This window comes from Prevotella sp. oral taxon 299 str. F0039, from assembly GCF_000163055.2.
Classification (GTDB): Bacteria; Bacteroidota; Bacteroidia; order Bacteroidales; family Bacteroidaceae; genus Prevotella.
The window spans coordinates 871,093-892,683 of the sequence record NC_022111.1; the positions used below are offsets into that span (position 1 = coordinate 871,093).

20 protein-coding genes are annotated in these 21,591 nt (G+C 34.9%); all 20 read right to left on the minus strand.

The genetic code is table 11. The features are described from left to right. Positions 1-97: 97 nt before the first annotated feature. Entirely contained in the window at positions 98-2,059 is a 1,962-nt protein-coding gene (locus tag HMPREF0669_RS06545; RefSeq protein WP_009227733.1) for an NAD(+) synthase, read from the minus strand. Then, positions 2,059-3,249 (minus strand): DUF2027 domain-containing protein, encoded by a 1,191-nt coding sequence (locus HMPREF0669_RS06550; protein WP_009227734.1) that lies wholly within the window; start codon positions 3,247-3,249, stop codon positions 2,059-2,061. Before HMPREF0669_RS06550 ends, HMPREF0669_RS06545 begins: the two co-directional genes overlap by 1 nt. 23 nt (positions 3,250-3,272) lie before the next feature. Next, entirely contained in the window at positions 3,273-4,487 is a 1,215-nt protein-coding gene (locus HMPREF0669_RS06555) for an S-adenosylmethionine:tRNA ribosyltransferase-isomerase (protein ID WP_009227735.1), read from the minus strand. 30 nt (positions 4,488-4,517) lie between these two features. Beyond that, positions 4,518-5,213 carry a phosphatase PAP2 family protein gene (locus tag HMPREF0669_RS06560; RefSeq protein WP_009227736.1) on the minus strand — a complete coding sequence of 232 codons (696 nt, stop codon included), beginning with the start codon at positions 5,211-5,213 and terminating at the stop codon, positions 4,518-4,520. Between the two features lie 47 nt (positions 5,214-5,260). Beyond that, positions 5,261-7,873, minus strand: a complete 2,613-nt coding sequence (locus HMPREF0669_RS06565) for a BatD family protein (protein ID WP_020967258.1) — start codon at positions 7,871-7,873, stop codon at positions 5,261-5,263. A gap of 32 nt (positions 7,874-7,905) precedes the next feature. Beyond that, on the minus strand, positions 7,906-8,601 hold the full coding sequence (locus HMPREF0669_RS06570; RefSeq protein ID WP_009227738.1) for a tetratricopeptide repeat protein: 696 nt from the start codon (positions 8,599-8,601) through the stop codon (positions 7,906-7,908). Further along, the gene (locus HMPREF0669_RS06575) at positions 8,601-9,620 is read right to left on the minus strand and encodes a VWA domain-containing protein (RefSeq protein ID WP_009227739.1); all 1,020 of its coding nucleotides are present in this window, start codon (positions 9,618-9,620) and stop codon (positions 8,601-8,603) included. The genes HMPREF0669_RS06570 and HMPREF0669_RS06575 overlap by 1 nt, the downstream gene beginning before the upstream one ends. A gap of 34 nt (positions 9,621-9,654) precedes the next feature. Then, on the minus strand, positions 9,655-10,653 hold the full coding sequence (locus HMPREF0669_RS06580; RefSeq protein ID WP_018361643.1) for a VWA domain-containing protein: 999 nt from the start codon (positions 10,651-10,653) through the stop codon (positions 9,655-9,657). 5 nt (positions 10,654-10,658) lie between these two features. Beyond that, positions 10,659-11,729 carry a hypothetical protein gene (locus tag HMPREF0669_RS06585; RefSeq protein ID WP_009227741.1) on the minus strand — a complete coding sequence of 357 codons (1,071 nt, stop codon included), beginning with the start codon at positions 11,727-11,729 and terminating at the stop codon, positions 10,659-10,661. Between the two features lie 21 nt (positions 11,730-11,750). Beyond that, on the minus strand, positions 11,751-12,620 hold the full coding sequence (locus HMPREF0669_RS06590) for a DUF58 domain-containing protein (RefSeq protein WP_009227742.1): 870 nt from the start codon (positions 12,618-12,620) through the stop codon (positions 11,751-11,753). Beyond that, complete coding sequence (locus tag HMPREF0669_RS06595; RefSeq protein ID WP_009227743.1) at positions 12,620-13,615, minus strand: MoxR family ATPase; 996 nt, start codon at positions 13,613-13,615, stop codon at positions 12,620-12,622. The genes HMPREF0669_RS06590 and HMPREF0669_RS06595 overlap by 1 nt, the downstream gene beginning before the upstream one ends. A 678-nt stretch (positions 13,616-14,293) precedes the next feature. Beyond that, positions 14,294-14,836, minus strand: coding sequence for a 2-oxoacid:acceptor oxidoreductase family protein (locus HMPREF0669_RS06600; RefSeq protein ID WP_009227744.1), 543 nt, complete (start codon positions 14,834-14,836; stop codon positions 14,294-14,296). Then, positions 14,833-15,603 (minus strand): thiamine pyrophosphate-dependent enzyme, encoded by a 771-nt coding sequence (locus tag HMPREF0669_RS06605; protein WP_009227745.1) that lies wholly within the window; start codon positions 15,601-15,603, stop codon positions 14,833-14,835. Before HMPREF0669_RS06605 ends, HMPREF0669_RS06600 begins: the two co-directional genes overlap by 4 nt. Next, positions 15,600-16,682, minus strand: a complete 1,083-nt coding sequence (locus tag HMPREF0669_RS06610) for a 3-methyl-2-oxobutanoate dehydrogenase subunit VorB (RefSeq protein WP_009227746.1) — start codon at positions 16,680-16,682, stop codon at positions 15,600-15,602. Before HMPREF0669_RS06610 ends, HMPREF0669_RS06605 begins: the two co-directional genes overlap by 4 nt. 6 nt (positions 16,683-16,688) lie before the next feature. Next, positions 16,689-16,925 carry a ferredoxin family protein gene (locus HMPREF0669_RS06615; RefSeq protein ID WP_018361508.1) on the minus strand — a complete coding sequence of 79 codons (237 nt, stop codon included), beginning with the start codon at positions 16,923-16,925 and terminating at the stop codon, positions 16,689-16,691. 7 nt (positions 16,926-16,932) lie between these two features. Then, entirely contained in the window at positions 16,933-17,115 is a 183-nt protein-coding gene (locus tag HMPREF0669_RS06620; RefSeq protein ID WP_009227748.1) for a tetratricopeptide repeat protein, read from the minus strand. Beyond that, positions 17,112-17,990, minus strand: coding sequence for a bifunctional methylenetetrahydrofolate dehydrogenase/methenyltetrahydrofolate cyclohydrolase FolD (folD, locus tag HMPREF0669_RS06625; RefSeq protein ID WP_009227749.1), 879 nt, complete (start codon positions 17,988-17,990; stop codon positions 17,112-17,114). The genes HMPREF0669_RS06620 and folD overlap by 4 nt, the downstream gene beginning before the upstream one ends. 27 nt (positions 17,991-18,017) lie before the next feature. Then, complete coding sequence (gene ffh, locus HMPREF0669_RS06630; protein WP_009227750.1) at positions 18,018-19,358, minus strand: signal recognition particle protein; 1,341 nt, start codon at positions 19,356-19,358, stop codon at positions 18,018-18,020. Positions 19,359-19,718: 360 nt separating this feature from the next. Next, the gene (locus HMPREF0669_RS06635; protein ID WP_009227751.1) at positions 19,719-20,672 is read right to left on the minus strand and encodes an SPFH domain-containing protein; all 954 of its coding nucleotides are present in this window, start codon (positions 20,670-20,672) and stop codon (positions 19,719-19,721) included. 94 nt (positions 20,673-20,766) lie between these two features. Further along, positions 20,767-21,147, minus strand: coding sequence for an NfeD family protein (locus HMPREF0669_RS06640; protein WP_232236453.1), 381 nt, complete (start codon positions 21,145-21,147; stop codon positions 20,767-20,769). Positions 21,148-21,591: the final 444 nt, after the last annotated feature.

A 21,591-nucleotide genomic window follows, 5' to 3' on the forward strand; every position in this document is an offset into this window, starting at 1 on the left:
CTTTTTAAAGAGGGACTAAATATAATATGATAGATTATCTTGATTAAGCTAAATCATCAATAAAACAAGTAGTCTTAATTGATGATTTATAATTTATCTATATAATTACTTCTAATCTCTCTAACCATAAATTCATAGAAGCATCACTAGGCATACGCCAATCGCCTCTTGGACTTAAACTAACGCTACCCACTTTCGGTCCATCGGGCAAACAAGAGCGTTTGAATTGTTGCGAGAAAAAACGGCGAATAAATACCTTTAGCCACGCCTTAATTGTGGAATGAGAGTATGATTTTTCTGCATTTCTATTTTCTCCAAAGGCATTACATGCTAAATAATATATCTTTTCAGGTGTGAAACCATGACGAAGGAAATGATAAAGAAAGAAGTCGTGTAGCTCATAAGGGCCCACTAAATCTTCTGTTTTCTGCTTGATTTCACCTAATTCGTTAGCGGGAATCAACTCTGGACTAATTGGAGTTTGTACAATATCTAGCAAGACATCTTTTATATTCTCCATTTGTGGCAGTGTTGCAACATACTGAACCAAGTGTAAGATCAAAGTTTTAGGCACACTTGCATTCACTCCATACATACTCATATGGTCACCATTATAAGTTGCCCATCCCAAAGCTAATTCGCTTAAATCACCAGTTCCCACAACAATAGCATTAAGCTTATTGCTTAAATCCATTAATATTTGTGTTCTTTCTCGTGCTTGTGAATTTTCATAAGTAGCATCATGATTGTTTATATCGTGTTGAATATCCTCAAAATGCTGTAGAACACTTTTTGAAATATTAATTTCTTTACTCGTAATTCCTAACTTATTCATCAACTCGAGTGCATTGTTATAGGTTCGATCGGTTGTTCCAAAGCCAGGCATTGTTACACCAATAATACCTTTTCTATCTAAGTTGAGTTTATCAAAAGCCAAGACACATACCAGAAGAGCAAGCGTAGAATCGAGTCCTCCACTAATTCCGATAACTACATTCTTGCCGTTTATGTGTTTTAAACGTTTCACTAAGCCAAGAGCCTGTATGTTTAATATGTCATCAAGACTTTGGTCTCTACCCTCACCTGTAGGTATAAAAGGATGTGGATCAATTGCTCTTTCTAGTTCAAAGATATTGGTATCTCGTGCAAAGCAAGAAATAACATCAATCTGTTCGATACCCAATTCTGATGAACGTTGAGCATTGATATAAGTGGTATTATCTCTTCTCTCATTTCGAAGTATCTCAACATCAATTTGAGCAGTAACCAATTGATTTTCAAGAGAAAATCGTTTTCCAGAAGCTATCAATCTTCCATTTTCGTATATCAATATATTTCCACCAAAAACAAGGTCCTGAGTGCTTTCTCCAAAACCACTTCCACTATATATATAGCCACAAATAGTGCGAGCACTTTGTTGAGAAAGCAAGCTTTTTAAATAGTTATGCTTTCCAATAAGCTCATCACTAGCAGATAAATTGAATATTATATCAGCTCCACTCAATGTTAATCGGTTGCTAGGAGGAATGGGTGCCCATACATCTTCGCATATTTCTATCGCAAAAAGAACTCCACTTGCAGTGCGAAAAAGCTCTGGTTTTGCCGAGATTAAAAGCTTTTGGTCGGCAATTACAACCTCTGTTGGACGTAAGTCTTGTGAAGATGCAAACCAACGTTTTTCATAAAACTCACCATAGTTTGGCAAATAAGTTTTAGGAATCACTCCAAGTATCTTGCCTTTTTGCAATACAACAGCCACATTGAGCAATAAATCGCCTACCTTAAGTGGTAGACCTACAATGGAGATAAGATCAAACTGCTTTGTTTGGTCTATATAATAACAAAGCGCTTGCTCTGCTCCATTGATTAAAGCTGTTTGTCTAAATAAATCTTGACATGTGTAACCCGTGATTGAAAGCTCTGGAAAAGCAATAATCTCAACGTGCTCTTTTTCTGCCTGTTCAGCTAGTTTTAATATCTCATTGATATTATATTTGCAGTTAGCAACTTCTAAAGTAGGAGTTGTTGAGGCAACTTTTATAAATCCAAAATTATTCATTACTTAATTATTACTTGCGTTGCACCATATCCATACTCCTGAAATGATGCGTCTTGAACATCATTTTGTTTATATTTATAGCGTAGTTCATTGATAATAGCATTGCGTAGAATGCCTTCACCTTTTCCATGAATGAATATTATCTGCTGTCCTTTTTTACGACGATATTCTTTTAGTTTGTCACGGAAAACATTGAGTTGATAGTTCAAAATATCAGTACTTCCCATTCCTGTAGTTGTTTCGAGCAAAGCATCAGCGTGCAAATCAACCACAACAATGTCATTACCTTCAATATCAGTTTTTATCTTTTCAATACTGTTCGATTGCTCTTTTCCAACTTTACTTGTTGAGTCGTTAATAATAACATTGGTTTTATTGAATGATTCAGTATTTTTCTTAATCTCCTCTACAATGTTTTCTTGCTCAACTACAATAGTCTTAGGGCATATATCATCTTTTACTATTACATAAAGCAATGCATCTTGATCAAAGAAATCATTTTCTTTAAACGTATTCTTCTTAAAAAATTTCACTGCATCAATACGTATTCTACTATCAATAGTTGGCTTAATTAAAAAGCTTTTGCCCTCTTTATAAGCGAATAATTGTACTGCAACGTGGGTATAATCATTTAAATGCTCTTTGGATATCTCCTCAATAAATATCTTAGTATTAGCTTCTACAACACCAACAGAGCGTAAAACCCAGCTTTCTTCTTGTGCTACAAGATAAGAGTAATTGATGTTATAGTTTGAATCATTTACCAAATGGCATTTAAAAGTGGTATTATTATTAAAGTCTTCTTCTAGTGGAAGGAAGGCTAAATAAGCAGAAATTTTGTTTCCCCCCTTTCTTTCTTCAATGCGTTCTTTAAAGGTTATCTCTCTATCTGCAGGGTCGTAATCAACAGAAGAATCATCAAATATCTCTTCATCTTCGTGCTGCGACAACATTGATTTGATTGAACGATTATTCAATTCATCTGTTGTTTCTCCCTTATTTGTACTTGTTGCACCTATAACCTTTGCAGTACTATAATCGTCGCTCTGTACTATTGCAATATCATTTAATTGCATTGGTATTTCAAATCCGTCTTCATCTTCAACCAATACAATATTATTTTTCTTAAAAGCAACGATCTTTCCTCCTCCAATTTCGTTAAGGAATCTTACTTTATCACCTATTTTCATATTTTACGTTTCCGTTTAATTAATTATGGAATTAATAAAGAACTATCACCATAGCTCAAGAATCTAAAGTCATGTTCTAAAGCATAGTTATACACTTTGTGCCAATTATCACCAATAAATGCACTCACTAGCAATAGAAGAGTACTTTGAGGCTGATGAAAATTAGTTACAAGCATTTTTACAATCTTATATTCATAGCCTGGAGCTATCATGATTTGAGTACTAGAATGAAGTGTATCTAGATCATTTTCGTCTAGATATTTAATGATTGCATTTATAGCTTCAAGTGCAGTTACATTTGTAGTTTGTTCATAAGGCTCCCATTGTTTTACGGCCAATTCTTCGTCGATTAGGTGAGGATTTTTATGAAGTTTCAGACCGATATAATAAAGGCTCTCGAGTGTTCGCACACTGGTTGTACCCACTGCAATGGCAGATGCGTTGAACTTACGAAGTGTTTCTAATGTCGATTTGCTTACACTTATATATTCTGTATGCATATCGTGCTCGCTAATCAACTCGCTTTTAACAGGTTTGAAAGTTCCTGCTCCAACGTGAAGAGTAAGTTCTTCACGAACAATTCCTTTTTTATCAATTTCAGAGAGTACATCTTTAGTAAAATGAAGTCCTGCAGTTGGAGCTGCAACAGAGCCTTTTATCTTAGAATATACCGTTTGATATGTAGTTTTATCGCTTTCTTGTGTATCTCTATTTAAATAAGGTGGAATAGGTAATTCGCCAATTACATCAATTAATTCTGCAAAAGATAAAGAGGTATCGTCCCAACTTAAACACACTTTATGGCTTGCTCCGACTTGTTCTAAACGCTCTACTTTGATTGTAACTGAATGCCCGTTGATCTCAATTTCTTTAGTTAAAACACCTTCTTTCCATTTCTTGAGATTACCAATCATACACACCCAAACACATTGTTCTTTTCTTTGGAACATCAATTCGTAATCGAATGGTTCAGCAGGCTCAAGCAGGAAGATTTCTATATGTGCCCCACTCTGCTTTTGAAAATGCAATCGTGCTTGAATAACTTTTGTGTTATTAAAAACCATTAGAGCTTTCTCTGGAAGAAAATTCACTATATTATAAAAGATGTCTTCTACAATATCACCTTTATTATATATAAGTATCTTAGAGTGATCACGTTCTGACTTTGGGAATTTTGCAATTCTTTCGTCGGGCAATTCATAGTTATAATCTTTTATTGATATCTCTTTTATATTCATTTTATCTTGTTCTTTATTCTTTTTATAATATCATACAAAACACAAAACACCTCTAAATATTGTATAAAGAATGATTAAACACATAATAATTAAAACCATTTCAATATCTGATATGGCATATCCTGTTGCGGTATATTGTGTCGAAAAGAATGATTTCTTTAATAATAACTTCTTACATATCTTATTATATAATATATAAACTGATGTTCCTATGCAACCACCATATACCAAACCAATTAACACATCTGATGGGAAATGGACACCAAGATATAACCGTGTGTAACAATTAACAAATGACCAAAGAAGCATGAAGGCAGTGAATAGTCTATTCTTTATCAATAATGAGAAGAATATTGTAATAGAAAAGGTATTCGCAGCATGTGCAGAAAAGAAACTAAAGCTATTCTCATAGGTCCCAGGAACAATATCTAATAATTGTTTTAGCGAGGGATCATTTATTGGACGTAACCGTTCTGCAAATGGTTTCACTAGCAATTCGATTACTCCGCCATCTAATATAAGACATAAAGTAGCACCTAATACTATTAAACCAATTTGTGCCATGGTTTCATTATTCTTCACTACTAGATAGAAAAGAGTAACATAAAGAGGAATCCAGGTAAGCCCTGAAGTCCAAGCTTGCATCATTCCATCTAGAAATAATGAATTACTGCCATTAAAAAATAACAATATTGCTCGGTCTAGATTTATTAATGTATCAATCAAAATATTCTCCTTTTCTTTATTCTAAACAATAATTGCGACTCAAATACTTATATTCTTTCTAATAAAGAGGCTTTAATCCAACCGCTTCTACCATCTGGTAAGCTTACTTCGAACCAATTCTTTATATCTGAATCAACTATCTTTACTTTTGTACCTTCGTGCAAAATAATTTCTGTTTTAGCAGAATTGTTAGGCGTTTTAAATACTTCTGCCTTTGAACTCATTACTATTGCCTCATTATGTTCGCTTAACTTTCTTTTTTGTTGGTAAGCAAAGAGATTTGATAAGATAAATAATACAACAGAAAGCATTGCTATTGTAAAACTAATCTTTTGAAATTTAAGCGATGAAACATAGCGATATATTAGGAAAGTAGCAACAAACAAGCATAAAGCTACTAATGATAAAATAGCCCACCCAGTTGTAGTTACTGCATTAATAACACTATAATAGAATGAAACTAAAGGCGCTTGGCTCTCAGGTACGAAGTTATCTACCAATTTAGAATTTACAAATTGTAAGTTTGCTCGTATGCCTTTGTCATTTGGAGACAAGTGAAGTGCACGCTCATAGTTTAATACTGCTAACGCAAGATTATTGGTTTTATAATATGCATTGGCAAGATTATAATGTAATGTCGCAGATTCTCCCACCTTCAAAAGCTCTTGATACGCTTTAATGGCTTGTGTATAAATTCCCTTTTGATAATTGGTATCAGCAGAATCTTTTATACTTTCAATTTTAGTATTTGAGATGTTTGCAGCTTGAACCTTCACATCTACAAATGAAAGAGCAAACAGCTGTAATCCTAAGAATAATAGAATAGCTTTTAAAGCTGTTGAGTTTGATTTCTTATTGCTTATGGCATCATCAATATTAACGATGGCATCTGATGCGTATTCGTATGTCTTTGTCATATTTCCTTTTTTATCTCCAGGTGCAAAGCGTGCGTATTCACATTCATCTAAAGCCTTTATAAATAGTATAATCGCATTCTCATTCACTCCTAATGAAGAGAGTTTGTCGATAATATTATCACGAGTTAGCATCTCTATAGGCATATTGAGCTTATTACCAACATATTCCCAAAGAGCTTTTAGCACTTCATCATAGAATGCATTAGCATCTTCTTTTTGTAGGAGAGTTCTAGCTTTCTTTAAACGTTTAGCTGCTTCTTTACTTGCTCTCTTATGCTTTTGTCCTAAAACATCAAGACTATTGATTTGTTGTTTTCTTAAGAATAAGAATGCAACAACAAAGATTAGAAAGGCAAATCCATGCAGACTATAGAATAAAGGACTAGCCCAGAAAGGTTGCTCTGATTGAAAATCGCTTATATTTCCCTTTCTTATTCCTTGAATATCTGTTAGTTTTTCAGCATCAAAGCTCTCTATACGACTTCTACTTTCTGCACCTTTCTCTACCTTTATATTTAAAGGTGTAGTTTGAATTGTCTTATAATTCTTGACTGCAGTGTCGTAATAAACAAAAGGAATGGCTCCAATGGTGTAGTTTCCTTGATTTCTTGGGACTAATATGTACTCATAAATCATTTGTCCCTCGACTCCTCTTGATGTTACTTTTGTCTTATCTATAATCTTAGGGTCATACTTATCAAAGTCTTTTGGCAAGTCGAATACAGGCTGTTTCAAGAGTTTTAAGTTTCCAACTCCATCAACAACCACTCGTAAAACAACTGCATCTCCACTCTTTACCACTTTCTTATCTAAAGAAGAAGATATTGTAAACGAACCAACTCCACCCGAAAAGTTTGCAGGTTTGTTAGGTAATGGAAGAACAGTAATAGATAATGATGGGGCTTTTATTGCCTTTTTTATCTCTGTATAGTTCGCTCCTCCATTCAAGAAGGCCTCCATTGGATCTAAGTTGTCAATTCTTTGTACCAAAGTTCCGTTATAGGTAATAGATGGAATCTCTAGTTTTCCAGTCACTTGAGGGAACATTACATATTGACTCCATGTCACACAGCGATAGTTTTTACCATTAACCCTCTCTACATGGAAGCTCTTTTGCTGTGGAAGAGGAATCTCTTGAGTATGGAAACCCGTAAGTTCCGGCATCTTTCCTTCTAACTGTGTTAGATCAAGAAGGGTATAAACTTTATACGTTAGCAATATAGGTTGCTGCTCATAAACGGTATTCTTGTCTGCACTTACTCTGATAAATAAGTCTTTGTCAGTTACTTTACCAGCAGTTCTTCGTGGTGTTGTCTCTTCATCATAATCATTATGCATGTTAGGGGCACCAGAATTGCGAGTTGAAGTACCACTAACCACAATTGCAACAGGTTTTGAATGAATTGTTTTCGTTGACAAAGTTGCAGTTGAAGGACTTATAGTATAGCTTCCATTCTTTGCTGCATATAGTGTATAAGTATAAGTTACAGAAGATGAACTACTTACCTTTCCATTGATATTTTGTATACTTGACTGCATAGAAGTATACGGACCAGTTATAAGTTCAAGTCCATTTGGAATTGTACCAATCTTAAAACCATTTACATCTTGAGTAGAAATGGTAAAAGATACACGAAAGTTTTCTCCCGCTTTTACCTGTCTTGGTGCTGAAACTTGAATTGTTTGCGCCAAAACAAGCTGTTCTATTAATGATATAAAGATAAATAATAATAATCTCTTCATATAACTAAAAATACCTTATTTCAAATATATTATTACCAATTACGTTCTAACTTTCTTGTCGAAGATTGACGCATTGCTTTCTTTAATCTATCTTGTGTCTCCTTTTCTTTCTGCATAGCAGCATTCAATAGTTGCTCAGCATTATCTTTACTCATTTGCTCTTTGGGCTGCTGCTGCTGATTGTTTTGCTGCTTATCTTTATCGTCTTTTTGATCTTTTTTCTGTTGCTCTTTATTCTTATTATCTTTGTCCTTGTTGTTCTTATTCTGCTGATTTTTATCGTTATTATTATTATTTTGGTTCTTTAGCTGTCGTTTACACAACTCCAAATTATAACGAGTTTCATTATCAGAAGGATTGTTTCTTAGACTTTCTTTGTATGCTTCTATGGCCTCAGAGAATAACTGTTTCTTTTGACATATTACTCCAATATTATGAAATGCCATAGCTCTTCTCTTGGGATTAGTTTCTATTTTAGAAGCATTTTCAAATTGAACAACAGCCGAAGAGTCTTTTTGTTGAGCCATAAAAGCACAACCTAAATTATAAATAGCTTGTGGATTACGACCATTTTTAGCAGTAGCTTTACGATAGTCAACTTCTGCTTGTACATAATTCTGTTGACGAAAGGCTTTGTTTCCCTTCCTAATATCTTTACGTTCATTTTGCGCTTGAATAGTAGAAACAAACAAAAGAACGAGAAATGTTATAATTATTCTATATCTCATTATCTCTTAAATAAATTGAATCGCTTAAATAATGGATTTTTACGTTCTAACAAACACACCTCTATTAACAATAGAATAAATGACAAGAGGGCAACGATTTGGAATTGCTCATTATACTCAGAATAAACAACAGCATCTGAATCACCCTTTTGAAGCTTGGACAATTCATTATTTAATTGCTCTTGTGCCAAGCTAGTATTATCAATATGAATATAGGTTCCACTACCTGCTTGAGCAATTTCTTTGCACATATTCTCATTTAAAGCAGTCATAACCGTCTGCCCGTGATTATCTTTTAAATATTCACCATTACCTAATGGGATTGGAGCACCTTTACTATCGCCTACCCCAAGTATAAAAACATTAACTCCTTTTTCCTTTGCTTCCTTCACAGCTTCTAATGCTCCGCCTTCATTATCCTCTCCGTCTGTAATAAGAATAATAGCCTTTCCTACGCCTTTTTGTTGTGTGAAAGAACTAAGAGAGACTCTAATTGCACGAGCAATGTCTGTTCCTTGTGCTGAAATTAGATTGGGAGTAATATCGCTTAAGAACATCTTTGCAGACACATAGTCGCTTGTTATTGGCAATTGCACATAAGCTTCTCCAGCAAAAACTACCAATCCAATCTTATCATTGATAAAACTATTGATAAGATTCTCTATCATTAGCTTACTTTTATCTAACCTAGAAGGTTGCACGTCTTGTGCTAACATAGAGTTACTTATATCTAATGCAATAATAGCCTCAATGCCATTGCGTTTCTCATGTGATATTTTTGAGCCAAACTGTGGACGTGCTAAAGCCAATATCAATGAAGATAAAGCTGTAATAAGCAATAAGAACTTCACCCAAGGACGAAATCTTGACACATCAGGCATAAGCTCTTTCAGTAAAGTTGGATTGCCAATACGACTTAAATTCTTACGTTGAACATACCACATCATTATCTTTATGATAATCAAGATAGGTATAATCAGCAACAGCCACAAGTATATAGGGTTTTCAAATCTAAACATCTTATCTATGAAAATTATTTATCTACCTTTAATATTAAGGTATTCTACGTAGAATTGTCAATCGAAGTAAGATTTCTAACAATAAAGATAGAATTGCAATTAGAGCGAAAGGCTCATAGGCTTCATATCTTTTTGAGAACTTCTTCACGTCCATTTTTGTCTTCTCTAATCTGTCAATATCGTTATAGATCTCTTTTAATTCAGCATTGTTGGTTGCTCTATAAAAGCCACCATCAGTACTTTGAGCTATATCTTTCAATGTCTTTGTATCTATTTCTGCAGGAACATTAACATATTGTGTTGTTCCTCCCACCGTTACAGGATAAGGAGCGACAGTGTTTGTGCCTACACCTATGGTATAAACACGTATTCCTAAGCTCTTAGCTATCTGTGCTGCAGTAAGCGGAGAGATATCTCCCATGTTGTTAGAGCCATCAGTTAATAAGATAATAACTTTACTCTTAGCTTTTGACTCTTTTAATCTTGAAACCGCATTGGCCAATCCCATGCCCACAGCAGTACCGTCAGCAATAAGTCCTCTCGAAGCAATATCAGTACGAACTCCTTGCAATAGGTTTAATAAAGAAGCATGGTCGGTTGTCATGGGGCATTGTGTAAATGCTTCACCAGCAAATATTGTCAATCCAATATTATCGTTTGCTCTATCTGAAATGAACTCCGCAGCTACCTTTTTCGCAGCTTCCATTCTGTTAGGTTTAAGGTCTTCTGCAAGCATTGATGTAGAAACGTCCATTGCCAGCATAATATCTATACCCTCAACAGATTTATTTCCCCATGAATTATGGGTCTGTGGGCGAGCCAGAATAATAACAATACAGATGAAAGTCACTATTCTTAAGAAAACAGGAAGATGCAAAATACGCATTCTCCAGCTTTTCTTTATAGAGTTATAAGCATATGTATCGCTCATTGTGAATGTTGGCTCACTCCTTTTACGATAAAGGATATACCACAACAAATAAGGTATAAGCAACAATAAGAGCAATAAATATTCTTTATTTACTAATTCCATGTTTCTTAAAATAATAATTGCAATAAGCTATTTACGATATAGACAAACAAGACAACCACCACAATAATAGATCCTACAAGGCCTACTTGCATTGCTGTTCGTTGTTTCTTGCTGCGTTCATCGTTTTCTGTTAACTTTGGAACGATACGCTCTTCTATTGGCATATCACTCATTTTGGTGTTATCAATAAAGTGTATTGCATTCACTAAATTGAGGTCATTCTCATTGATTTGTGCCGAATACTTAGCAAATTTCACAAGGTCGGCTGTTTCAAAGAGTTCTTTTAATTCTAATAACATCTGGTTATCACCCTCATTCTGAAGATGTTCTATAATCTCAGAAGTAGTCATTTCCATAGCATTAAAGCCAAAACGTTCCTCTATATAGAGACGAAGTGTATCAGTAAGCTGTGTGTAATATTCTTTTTGATTAGATGAAATAGTTAGCTTATCTTGCTTTATCTTTTCTATCTTTATCAACGCTTTTTTATGAGGAGGAAGATGTTTAACCACCTTTACACGCACAATTATTGGCTTATTCTGCTTTAAGCGCACCCATAAATAAATACTTACAACAAGTAAAAAAAACAATAACATACTACACCAAAACATTTCTTTCCAATCATTCCACGAGAATGGGTTGTCTTGAACGTCCTTAGGTGGGTAAAATTGGTTAAGATGTAGGGTATCAACGTCTACAGTAATAACTTTTAATGCCAATGAATTAGTTGTGTATTTCTTATCATTTACTTTTATCCAAAATGACGGAATAGGATATAATTTCTCATCAAAACTCGTTAAAGTAAGCCTCTTCGACACTTTAATAAGATTATCTTCTAATTGTGTCGTATCCGCTTTTTCAACATGCAACAATTCTAATCCTGGAACAACATAATGAGCTTCTTTCAATGGTTGAAATTCTATTTTGTCGCTATTCTTGGCAGTTACACTTAGAATTACATGTGCCTGCTCTCCTATAAGTATTGCAATAGAATCAATAAAAGCATCTATTTTAACTTGAGCAGTTGCCCCTATTGCACTAAATATCAATATTATAAATAATAAATATTTTTTCATCTTGGATTTATTAAGATATCCCTAGCCTCTTTTCTTGAATAAGATTAAGAGTGCTTTTACATAATCTTCGTTTGTTGCAATTGATGCCCAATCAACCTTGTTCTTTGCAAATACATCTTGAAGCGCCTCTTGTCTGTCTGTCCAATATTGCTTATGAGCCTTTTGGACGGCTTTTGAAGTAGTATCAATAATCATCTCATGATCCGTTTCTGCATCTTTTACCTTCATCAAACCTACATCGGGAAGCTTCTTTGCACATTGGTCGTATACCTGTAGTGCTACTAAGTCGTGTTTTGAACGAGCCACTTGTAACTGGCGTGAGAAAGATTCTTGTGTATAAAAGTCGCTCAAAATAAAGGCAGTACAGTGTCTTTTTACAATCTTTGTAAGATATTCTAGTGGTACAGAAAGATTGGTTTTCTTACTTTTAGATTCAAAGTTAAGCATCTCTCGTATGATGTATAAGATATGCTTTCTCCCTTTTTGAGGTGGAATATATTTTTCTATCCTGTCTGAAAAGAAAATAACTCCAATCTTATCATTATTCTGTATTGCACTAAAAGCAATGGTAGCAGCAATTTCAGTAGCCATGTCTCGTTTGAACATACCTGTTGTTCCGAAATCTAAAGAGCCCGAGACGTCTACCAAAAGCATAACAGTTAGTTCTCGTTCTTCTTCAAACACCTTTATATAGGGTTTATGAAAGCGAGCTGTTACATTCCAATCAATATCTCGAACATCATCTCCAAACTGGTATTCACGCACCTCAGAGAAAGCCATTCCACGTCCTTTAAACATAGAATGATATTGACCAGCAAAAATATTTTGGCTCAGTTCACGAGTTTTTATCTCTATTCTGCGAACCTTTTGCAATAAATCTGAAGTATCCATTAAGGAACCTCCACTCTATTAATTATTCTACTTATAATTTCTTCACTTGTTACATTCATTGCTTCGGCTTCATAAGAAAGACCAATTCTATGACGCATTACATCGTGAACAATTGCTCTTACATCTTCAGGAATTACATACCCACGACGTTTAATAAATGCGTATGCACGAGCAGCCTTTGCCAAATTGATACTAGCACGTGGCGATCCACCATATGTTATCATATTCTTTAAATCATCTAAGCCATACTTTTCAGGATAACGAGTGGCGAAAACGATATCGGCAATATATTGTTCTATCTTTTCATCGATATATACTTCTTTCACAACTTTACGTGCATTGAGAATTTCTTGCACTATAGTAACAGGGGTAACTGTAGGTAAACTTTCTTGGAGATTTTCTCTTATAATAAGTTTCTCTTCTTCTATTGTAGGATAATCTATCACCACTTTAAGCATAAAACGATCGACCTGAGCTTCTGGCAACTGGTAAGTACCTTCTTGCTCTATTGGGTTTTGAGTTGCCATCACCAAGAAAGGGTTAGGTAAAGCAAAAGTTTGCTCGCCAATTGTTACTTGATGTTCTTGCATTGCTTCTAACAATGCACTCTGAACTTTGGCAGGAGCACGATTTATTTCGTCTGCTAATACAAAGTTTGCAAATACAGGTCCTTTTTTAACTTGGAACTTCTCGTCTTTTTGAGAGTATATAAGTGTACCGACAACATCAGCTGGAAGCAAGTCTGGAGTAAACTGAATACGACTATAATCGGCATCAATCAATTGTGATAAGGTTTTAATGGCTAGTGTTTTTGCCAAACCTGGTACTCCTTCCAACAAGATATGTCCATCACTAAGTAATGATATCAAAAGAGTATCTATTAAGTGTTTTTGTCCAACTATTACTTTATTCATCCCTGTAACCAAATTGGTTACGAAACCACTCTGCTGTTCTATGAGAACATTTAATTCTCGAATGTCAACTGTTTGTGCCATTTTTCTTTATTATTTAATATTGTTGCTACCTGGTAAAATAAACGGAAAGCTCCGTATTCCTTTATCCATCTATATTGCAGCCATTTTACTTGTCTAGGGGCTTGGTGTTAAATTTCAAATTGTAAGCATCATAAAATATGCTTATATTGACAAGAAAGAAGCTATAATGACCAGATAATTTAATGAAATCATAAGTTTAAGTCTATTTTATCTAACACAGATACCCCAAAAGGTTTTACTGGACAGCCATAATTTAATATGAAGCAAAATTACAAAGAATGGCTTGGATATGAGAAGATTTGCCTATAAATAATATTAAATTATTGCTATTCTGTAAACCTTTTTATTACTTTTATTTTCTTTATCCAAACTTCAATAACATGGGCAATGTGTACACCTTTTATCGGATAGCAATAACTACCAATATATTCCAACCTTTATCTACCAAGCAAAGAGAGATGCAATTTAGGAAAAATCCTTGTTGCATCTCTCTTTTTATTTCATACTACCCCCCAAACAGCACAGAACCACCTTCTTTGTTATTGTGAAACTTAAAGATATTAATAGCTAAAACATTGTTATTACATTCTAAAAACATTATTTTTTTATAACAATAACAATGTTTTTACAGACTAATAAGATTCTATATCTCTTAAAATGTTTATTCTCTGTATGCTTTTATTGTAGTTCAATAGATTCCAGACCTACATTCACAGCCTTCATGTTCAAAGGAATAAGGTGGTGATGCCGTTCAGGAAGCGATTTAAACAATGCTTTCTCTAAACCTTGAACACTTACAATAGGACAAACCTTAAGCATTCCTCCTAATACAATCATATTGAAAACTTTAGCATTCTTCAATTCTATAGCCTTCTTCATTGCATCAATTCGATATACTTGTATATCTTTTCTTTTAGGAGGATTGATTATTCCGTTTCCGTCATATATCAATATTCCTCCTTCTTTTACTTTAGGTTCAAACTTATCTAAAGATGGCTGATTAAGGACAACTGCTACATCATACTTACTTAAAATAGGGGATGATATTCTGTTGTCACTAACAATTACTGTCACATTTGCAGTTCCACCTCGTTGTTCTGGACCATAAGCAGGCATCCAAGTCACCTCTTTATCTTCCATCAAACCTGTGTAAGCAAGCATCTTTCCCATTGAAAGTACACCCTGTCCACCAAATCCTGCGATTATAAATTCTTTCTTCATAGTTTTGTAATGTCTTTTAAATCTCCCTTAGGATATTGGTCAAACAAGTTATCTTGCATCCATTTATTAGCATCAACTGGAGACATTTTCCAACCACTACTACAAGTTGCTACAATCTCTACCAATGAAGAACCTTTGCCTTCCATTGACATTTCAAATGCTTTACGAATGGCTTTCTTTGCTTTTGCGATAGCTCCTACAGTTTCAACACTTTGTCTTGTTACATAACAAGTGCCTTGAAGTCTACTTGCAAGATCACTCATATTAAGCGGATAACCATGCAAATCGGCATCTCTACCAAAAGGACAAGTTGATGTTGGCTGTCCTAATAGAGTTGTTGGAGCCATCTGTCCACCTGTCATACCATAAATAGCATTATTGATAAAGATGATGGTAATATTCTCACCTCTATTTAATGCGTGGATAGTTTCAGCAGTACCAATACATGCCAAATCGCCATCTCCCTGATAGGTAAACACCAATTTGTTTTGCCATAAGCGTTTTATACCAGTTGCAATGGCTGGAGCACGACCATGTGGAGCCTCTTGCCAGTCTATATCAATATACTTGTAAGCGAAAACCGCACATCCAACAGGAGATACTCCAATTGCATTTTCTTCCATTCCCATTTCGTTGATCACCTCAGCAACAAGCTTATGAACCACTCCATGAGAGCAACCTGGACAATAATGCATCTTACTATCATTCATCAATTTGGGCTTTTCATACACCAAATTCTTAGGGTCTATAATAGCTTCTCTGTTCATTGTATTCTCTCCTTTAATGCTTTTATAATCTCATCTGGTTCAGGAACAATTCCTCCAAGGCGTCCAAACTGAAATACTTTGATATTTTCGCCAACAGAAAGACGTACGTCTTCAACCATTTGTCCTGCATTTATCTCAACAACTAACAAACCTTTCTTTCCTTTTATGACTTCTCTCAACTCTTTTTCAGGGAAAGGCCACAAAGTAATAGGACGGAAAAGAGCAATATGCAAACCTTCTTCTCTTGCCACTTCAATAGCGTTTTCTGCAATTCGAGCAGCACTACCAAAGGCAACAATCAAATAATCTGCATTTTCATTATGCGTTAGTTCGTAACGCACTTCGTTCTCTTTAATTCTTTGATACTTGCTTTGTAGACGATGATTATGTTTTTCCATAGCATCAGGCATAAGCTCTAATGATGTAATAACATTTACATCACGATCTTTTCTTTTACCTGTAGATGCCCATGGACATTCTTTTATAATTTCTTCTTCTGTCTTTCGTGGCTTAAAAGGAGGCAAAACCACCTTTTCCATCATTTGTCCTATAATACCATCACTTAATATCATCACTGGATTTCGATATTTGAAAGCCAGTTCAAAGGCATCATCAACAAAGTCTGCCATCTCTTGTACTGAGTTAGGAGCAAGCACAATTACATTATAATCGCCATTTCCTCCACCACGAGTAGCTTGAAAGTAGTCACTTTGAGAAGGCTGAATGGTTCCCAATCCAGGACCTCCTCGCTGCACATTAACAATAACTCCTGGCACTTCTGCACCAGCCATATAAGATATTCCCTCTTGCATTAGCGCAATACCTGGTGAAGATGAGGTTGTCATTACTCTCTTTCCTGCACCTCCTCCACCATAAAGCATATTGATAGAAGCCACTTCACTCTCTGCTTGTAGCACCACCATACCAGTTGTTTCCCATGGCTTAAGCTGTGCTAAGGTTTCTATTATCTCGCTTTGAGGGGTTATTGGGTAACCAAAATAACCATCGCATCCACATCTAATAGCGGCATGCGCAATGGCTTCATTACCCTTCATCAATTTAATTTCTTGTTCGTTCATAAAGGTTTACCCTTTCTCTTCTTTTGTTCTGTATACGGTTATACAGCCATCAGGACACACAATTCCACATGCTGCACATCCAACACAATCGTCAGGATGTATGGATTCAGCATAAGAATAGCCTGAAACATTAACCTTGTTCTGTGTTAATGAAATCACGTCTTTAGGGCATGCAACTACGCAGAGCATACAACCCTTGCAACGATCAGTGTCCACTACAATGGCACCTTTCATCTTACTCATTTCTAAACTATGGATTATAAATGTCTTTGCAATAAAAATTGAAAATACTATCAAGTATCTTTTTAGCCTCAACGGCTGGTGAATTGGGATCTAGTTCTATTGCCTGCATATAGCAAGACAATGCTTCTTGTAGATTTCCTTTCTGTTGATGAAGACAACCTAAATCATAAAATTCTTGTGCGTTCATCATTTATAATATTCCTTCTTGCCCGCTATTAATGTGTTTTTCATAAGAGAACATATTGTCATAGGTCCAACTCCACCTGGTACAGGTGTAATGAATGAACACTTAGAAGATACGTTCTCAAAATCAACATCACCTCTTAATCTAAATCCCGACTTTCTTGTTGCATCTGGAACTCTTGTTGTTCCTACGTCAATAACAACGGCTCCTTCTTTCACCATATTTTCTTTTACGAAGCCAGGGATACCAATTGCAGCTATAATAATATCTGCTTCTCGGCATATTTCTTCTATATTTTTGGTACGAGAGTGGCACACTGTTACAGTAGAATCACCATATTCTTTTTGCAACATCAATTGAGCCATAGGCTTACCTACAATATTACTTCTGCCTAAGACAACGCATCTCTTTCCTGATGTTTGAATATTATAGCGTTGAAGTAATGTGATGATGCCTAAAGGAGTGGCAGAAATGAAGCAAGGAAGACCAATACTCATTCGTCCAACATTAATTGGATGGAATCCATCTACATCTTTTCGATAGTCAATTGCTTCGATTATACGTTGCTCATTGATATGTTTTGGCAATGGTAATTGCACTATAAAACCATCAACATCACTATCTTCGTTTAACTGCTTTACACAATTGAGAAGTTCTTCTTCTGTAATATCGTCTTCAAAACGAATTAATGTAGACTTAAAGCCGCATTGTTCGCATGCTAAGACCTTATTCTTTACGTAGGTTTCGCTACCTCCGTCATGACCTACAAGCACTGCTGCAAGGTGTGGTTGCTTACCTCCATTTGCAATAATACTTTTTACTTCAGCTGCAATTTCTTCTTTTATAGCAGCTGCAACAGCTTTTCCATCTATGAGTTGCATGATAAGAATATTTTAATTAGTCGTTATTTACATTCCAGGCATCTTCATTCCCTTCATTCTACTCATCATATTCGCCATGCCATTGCCTGTTACCATCTTCATCATCTTTCGTGTTTGATCGAATTGTTTCATCAATCTGTTCACCTCTTGAATATCGGTTCCTGAGCCTTTAGCAATGCGTTGGCGACGACTTGTATTAATAATTTCAGGGTTTGTTCTTTCTTTTGGGGTCATACTCTTGATGATAGCTTCTACACCTTTAAATGCATTATCATCAATATCTAAGTCCTTCACCGCTTTTCCTACACCAGGAATCATCGATGCAAGGTCTTTTAAATTACCCATTTTCTTTATCTGTTCAATTTGCTTTAAGAAATCATTAAAGTCAAACTTATTCTTTTGAATCTTCTTTTGTAAACGTTTTGCCTCTTCTTCATCAAATTGCTCTTGAGCTCTTTCCACAAGAGATACAATGTCACCCATACCCAAAATACGGTCTGCCATACGTGAAGGGTGGAATAAATCAATTGCTTCCATCTTCTCACCAGTACCCACAAACTTAATAGGTTTGGTTACAACTGTTCGAATTGACAATGCTGCTCCGCCACGAGTATCACCATCTAACTTGGTAAGAACAACGCCATCGAAATCTAATCTGTCGTTAAACTCTTTTGCAGTATTCACTGCATCTTGTCCAGTCATTGAGTCCACAACAAACAACGTTTCTGTTGGTTGCACCGATTCTTTTAGTTTAGAGATTTCATTCATCATCTCTTCGTCTATAGCTAATCGTCCTGCGGTGTCTATTAGCACAACATCATAGCCTTTAGCCTTAGCTTCTTGAATACCATGTTGAGCAATTTCAACTACATTCTTATTTTCTATTTCAGAATAAACAGGAACTCCAATTTGCTCTCCAACAACCATTAGCTGTTCAATAGCAGCAGGACGATATACGTCACACGCAACAAGTAAAGGCTTTTTATTTTGTTTTGTCTTTAAAAGATTAGCAAGTTTACCTGTAAAGGTTGTTTTACCCGAACCTTGCAAACCACTCATTAAGATAATTGAAGGATGGCCTGTTAGCTTTACTTCGGCAGTTTCTCCACCCATAAGCTCTGCTAATTCATCGTGAACTATTTTAACCATGAGCTGACTTGGCTTCACTGCGGTAAGCACATTCATGCCCATAGCTTTTTGTTTCACTGTATCTGTAAAGTTTTTCGCTACTTTAAAGTTTACATCGGCATCCAAAAGGGCACGTCTAACATCCTTAAGTGTCTCTGCAACATTAATCTCCGTTATCTTACCTTCGCCCTTTAATATCTTAAATGAACGTTCAAGTCTATCGCTTAAATTTTCAAACATATTGTCTTTTTCTTATTTTTTATTTTCTAATACTACAAAAGTAACTAATAAAATGGTTAATTTTTAAAGAGTGAACTTGCTTTTAATGTATTTTAAAATAGTTTCCTTTCAAAATGCGCACATAAGAAAATGTTGTGCATAAAATAGCAAAGCTATAATACTATCAATTTTCTTACAAATTCTTCTCAACCTCCGATCGTTACTTCCGTATTCTTTTACGTTTTATTGTTTATTGTAATTCTACAATAGAAGCAGATTTACAAAAATAAGAATCATACCCTTTTAGTTTCTTCTCTACTCTTTATAAATCTGCAACTAAATGTATTGTGTATCTTAAAAGAATTCTTACAACATAAATTACTATTCTGACTTAAATAAATCTTTAATACCTCCGATACTACCAAGTAGATTTGTCGCTTCATAAGGCAAGTAAACTGTTTTTGTTTTATCGCCTGTTGCAAGTTCTTGAAGCATTGCAATATACTTTTGAGCTAACAAATAATTGGCAGGGTTAGATGTATCTCCAACGGCTTCAGTAATTTGTTTAATCGCAATTGCTTCGGCTTCGGCTTTTCTAATACGTGCTTGAGCTTCTCCTTCTGCCTTTAATATGGCTTGTTGTTTAGACGCCTCAGCTCTATTAATCATTGACGTCTTCTCACCTTCAGAGCGTAAAACTACTGCAGCTTTTTCTCCTTCTGAGTTCAAAATGGTAGCACGTTTGTTACGTTCTGCTTGCATTTGTTTTTCCATAGCCTGCAATACGCTTACTGGAGGTGTAATATCTTGAAGTTCTACACGATTCACTTTGATACCCCACTTATTGGTTGCATCATCTAACACGGCACGAAGTTTCGTATTAATGGTATCACGAGAGGTCAATGTTTGATCTAGTTCTAGTTCACCAATGATATTTCTTAGTGTTGTTTGAGTTAACTTTTCTATCGCATTTGGCAAGTTGTTAATTTCATAAACAGCCTTAAAAGGGTCTACAATTTGGAAATACAACAACGCATTGATTTGCATTTGAATATTATCTTTAGTAATAACATTCTGCTTATCAAAGTCATAAACTTGTTCACGTAGGTCAATTGTACTAGAATAAACGTATCTTCCTCTATTTAATGTCATTATTATCTTAGCTCTATCGATAAAAGGAATAATAATATTAATACCTGGTTTTAAGGTTGCATAATATTTTCCTAAACGCTCGATGATGCGTGTTTCTGACTGTGGAATAATCACAACCGACATTTTAATAAAGATAACTGCAAGTACAACGAGTGCAATTATTACATAAGTGAAATCAATCATAACTGAGTATTTTAGTTATTAATAATGTTTATAATTAGTGTTTTTATTTTCTATCAATCTGTTTTTCTATTCGAAAGATACTACTTGTGAGTTATTAATTCAAACGTTCTACCGTCACAACGAGACTATCCATCTTCACAACTCTTACTCTGTCGCCATTCAAGATATCACTGCTATCGCAACTCACAGCACGCCATTCATCTCCATCTATCTTAACATAGCCATTTGATTCGCCTTTGATATCTTCAATAACGATCCCCACTCGACCAATGAGTGCATCTACGTTACTAAGACGCTCATTATGTTCTTTGTGCAAAAAGCGTATCATAACAGGACGCACAAAGAAGATACTCACCACTGATAGTAGTGCAAAAGCAACTATTTGAAACCAAAATGGACACGAAAGTAGCGAAAAAATAACGGTTAAAAAACCACCTATTGCTAAACAAAACACAAAGAAAGTTCCTAATATCATTTCTGTAATAAGGCAAACTAATCCAATAAAAAACCAGAATAGCCATAAATTGTTATTCAAAAAATCATACATATAATAGAGATTTTATAATTTACTTGTTCAAAGATACTAAAATGAGTAGAGAAATACAAATATTTATAACAATTTTCAATAATCAAGACCCCTTTGACAATCTTTCTAAAAAAAACTCTACCAACACAATGGCTTGCTGATTCTACAATACAATCTATTTAACGTGAGTTTCATATTAAAAATAATACATAAAATAAATCAATAACCGCAAACAGTATTATATTAAACTATTTTGGCTCAATAGGAAAAAGATATATGTAAATATAAAAATATTGTTAGAAAAAAGCGATGACCTTCACAGGTGATCGCTCCAAATTTTCAATAGGCATTAGTTTCTTTAAGGTAAAAAGATTGTTTTCAGGATAACATGTA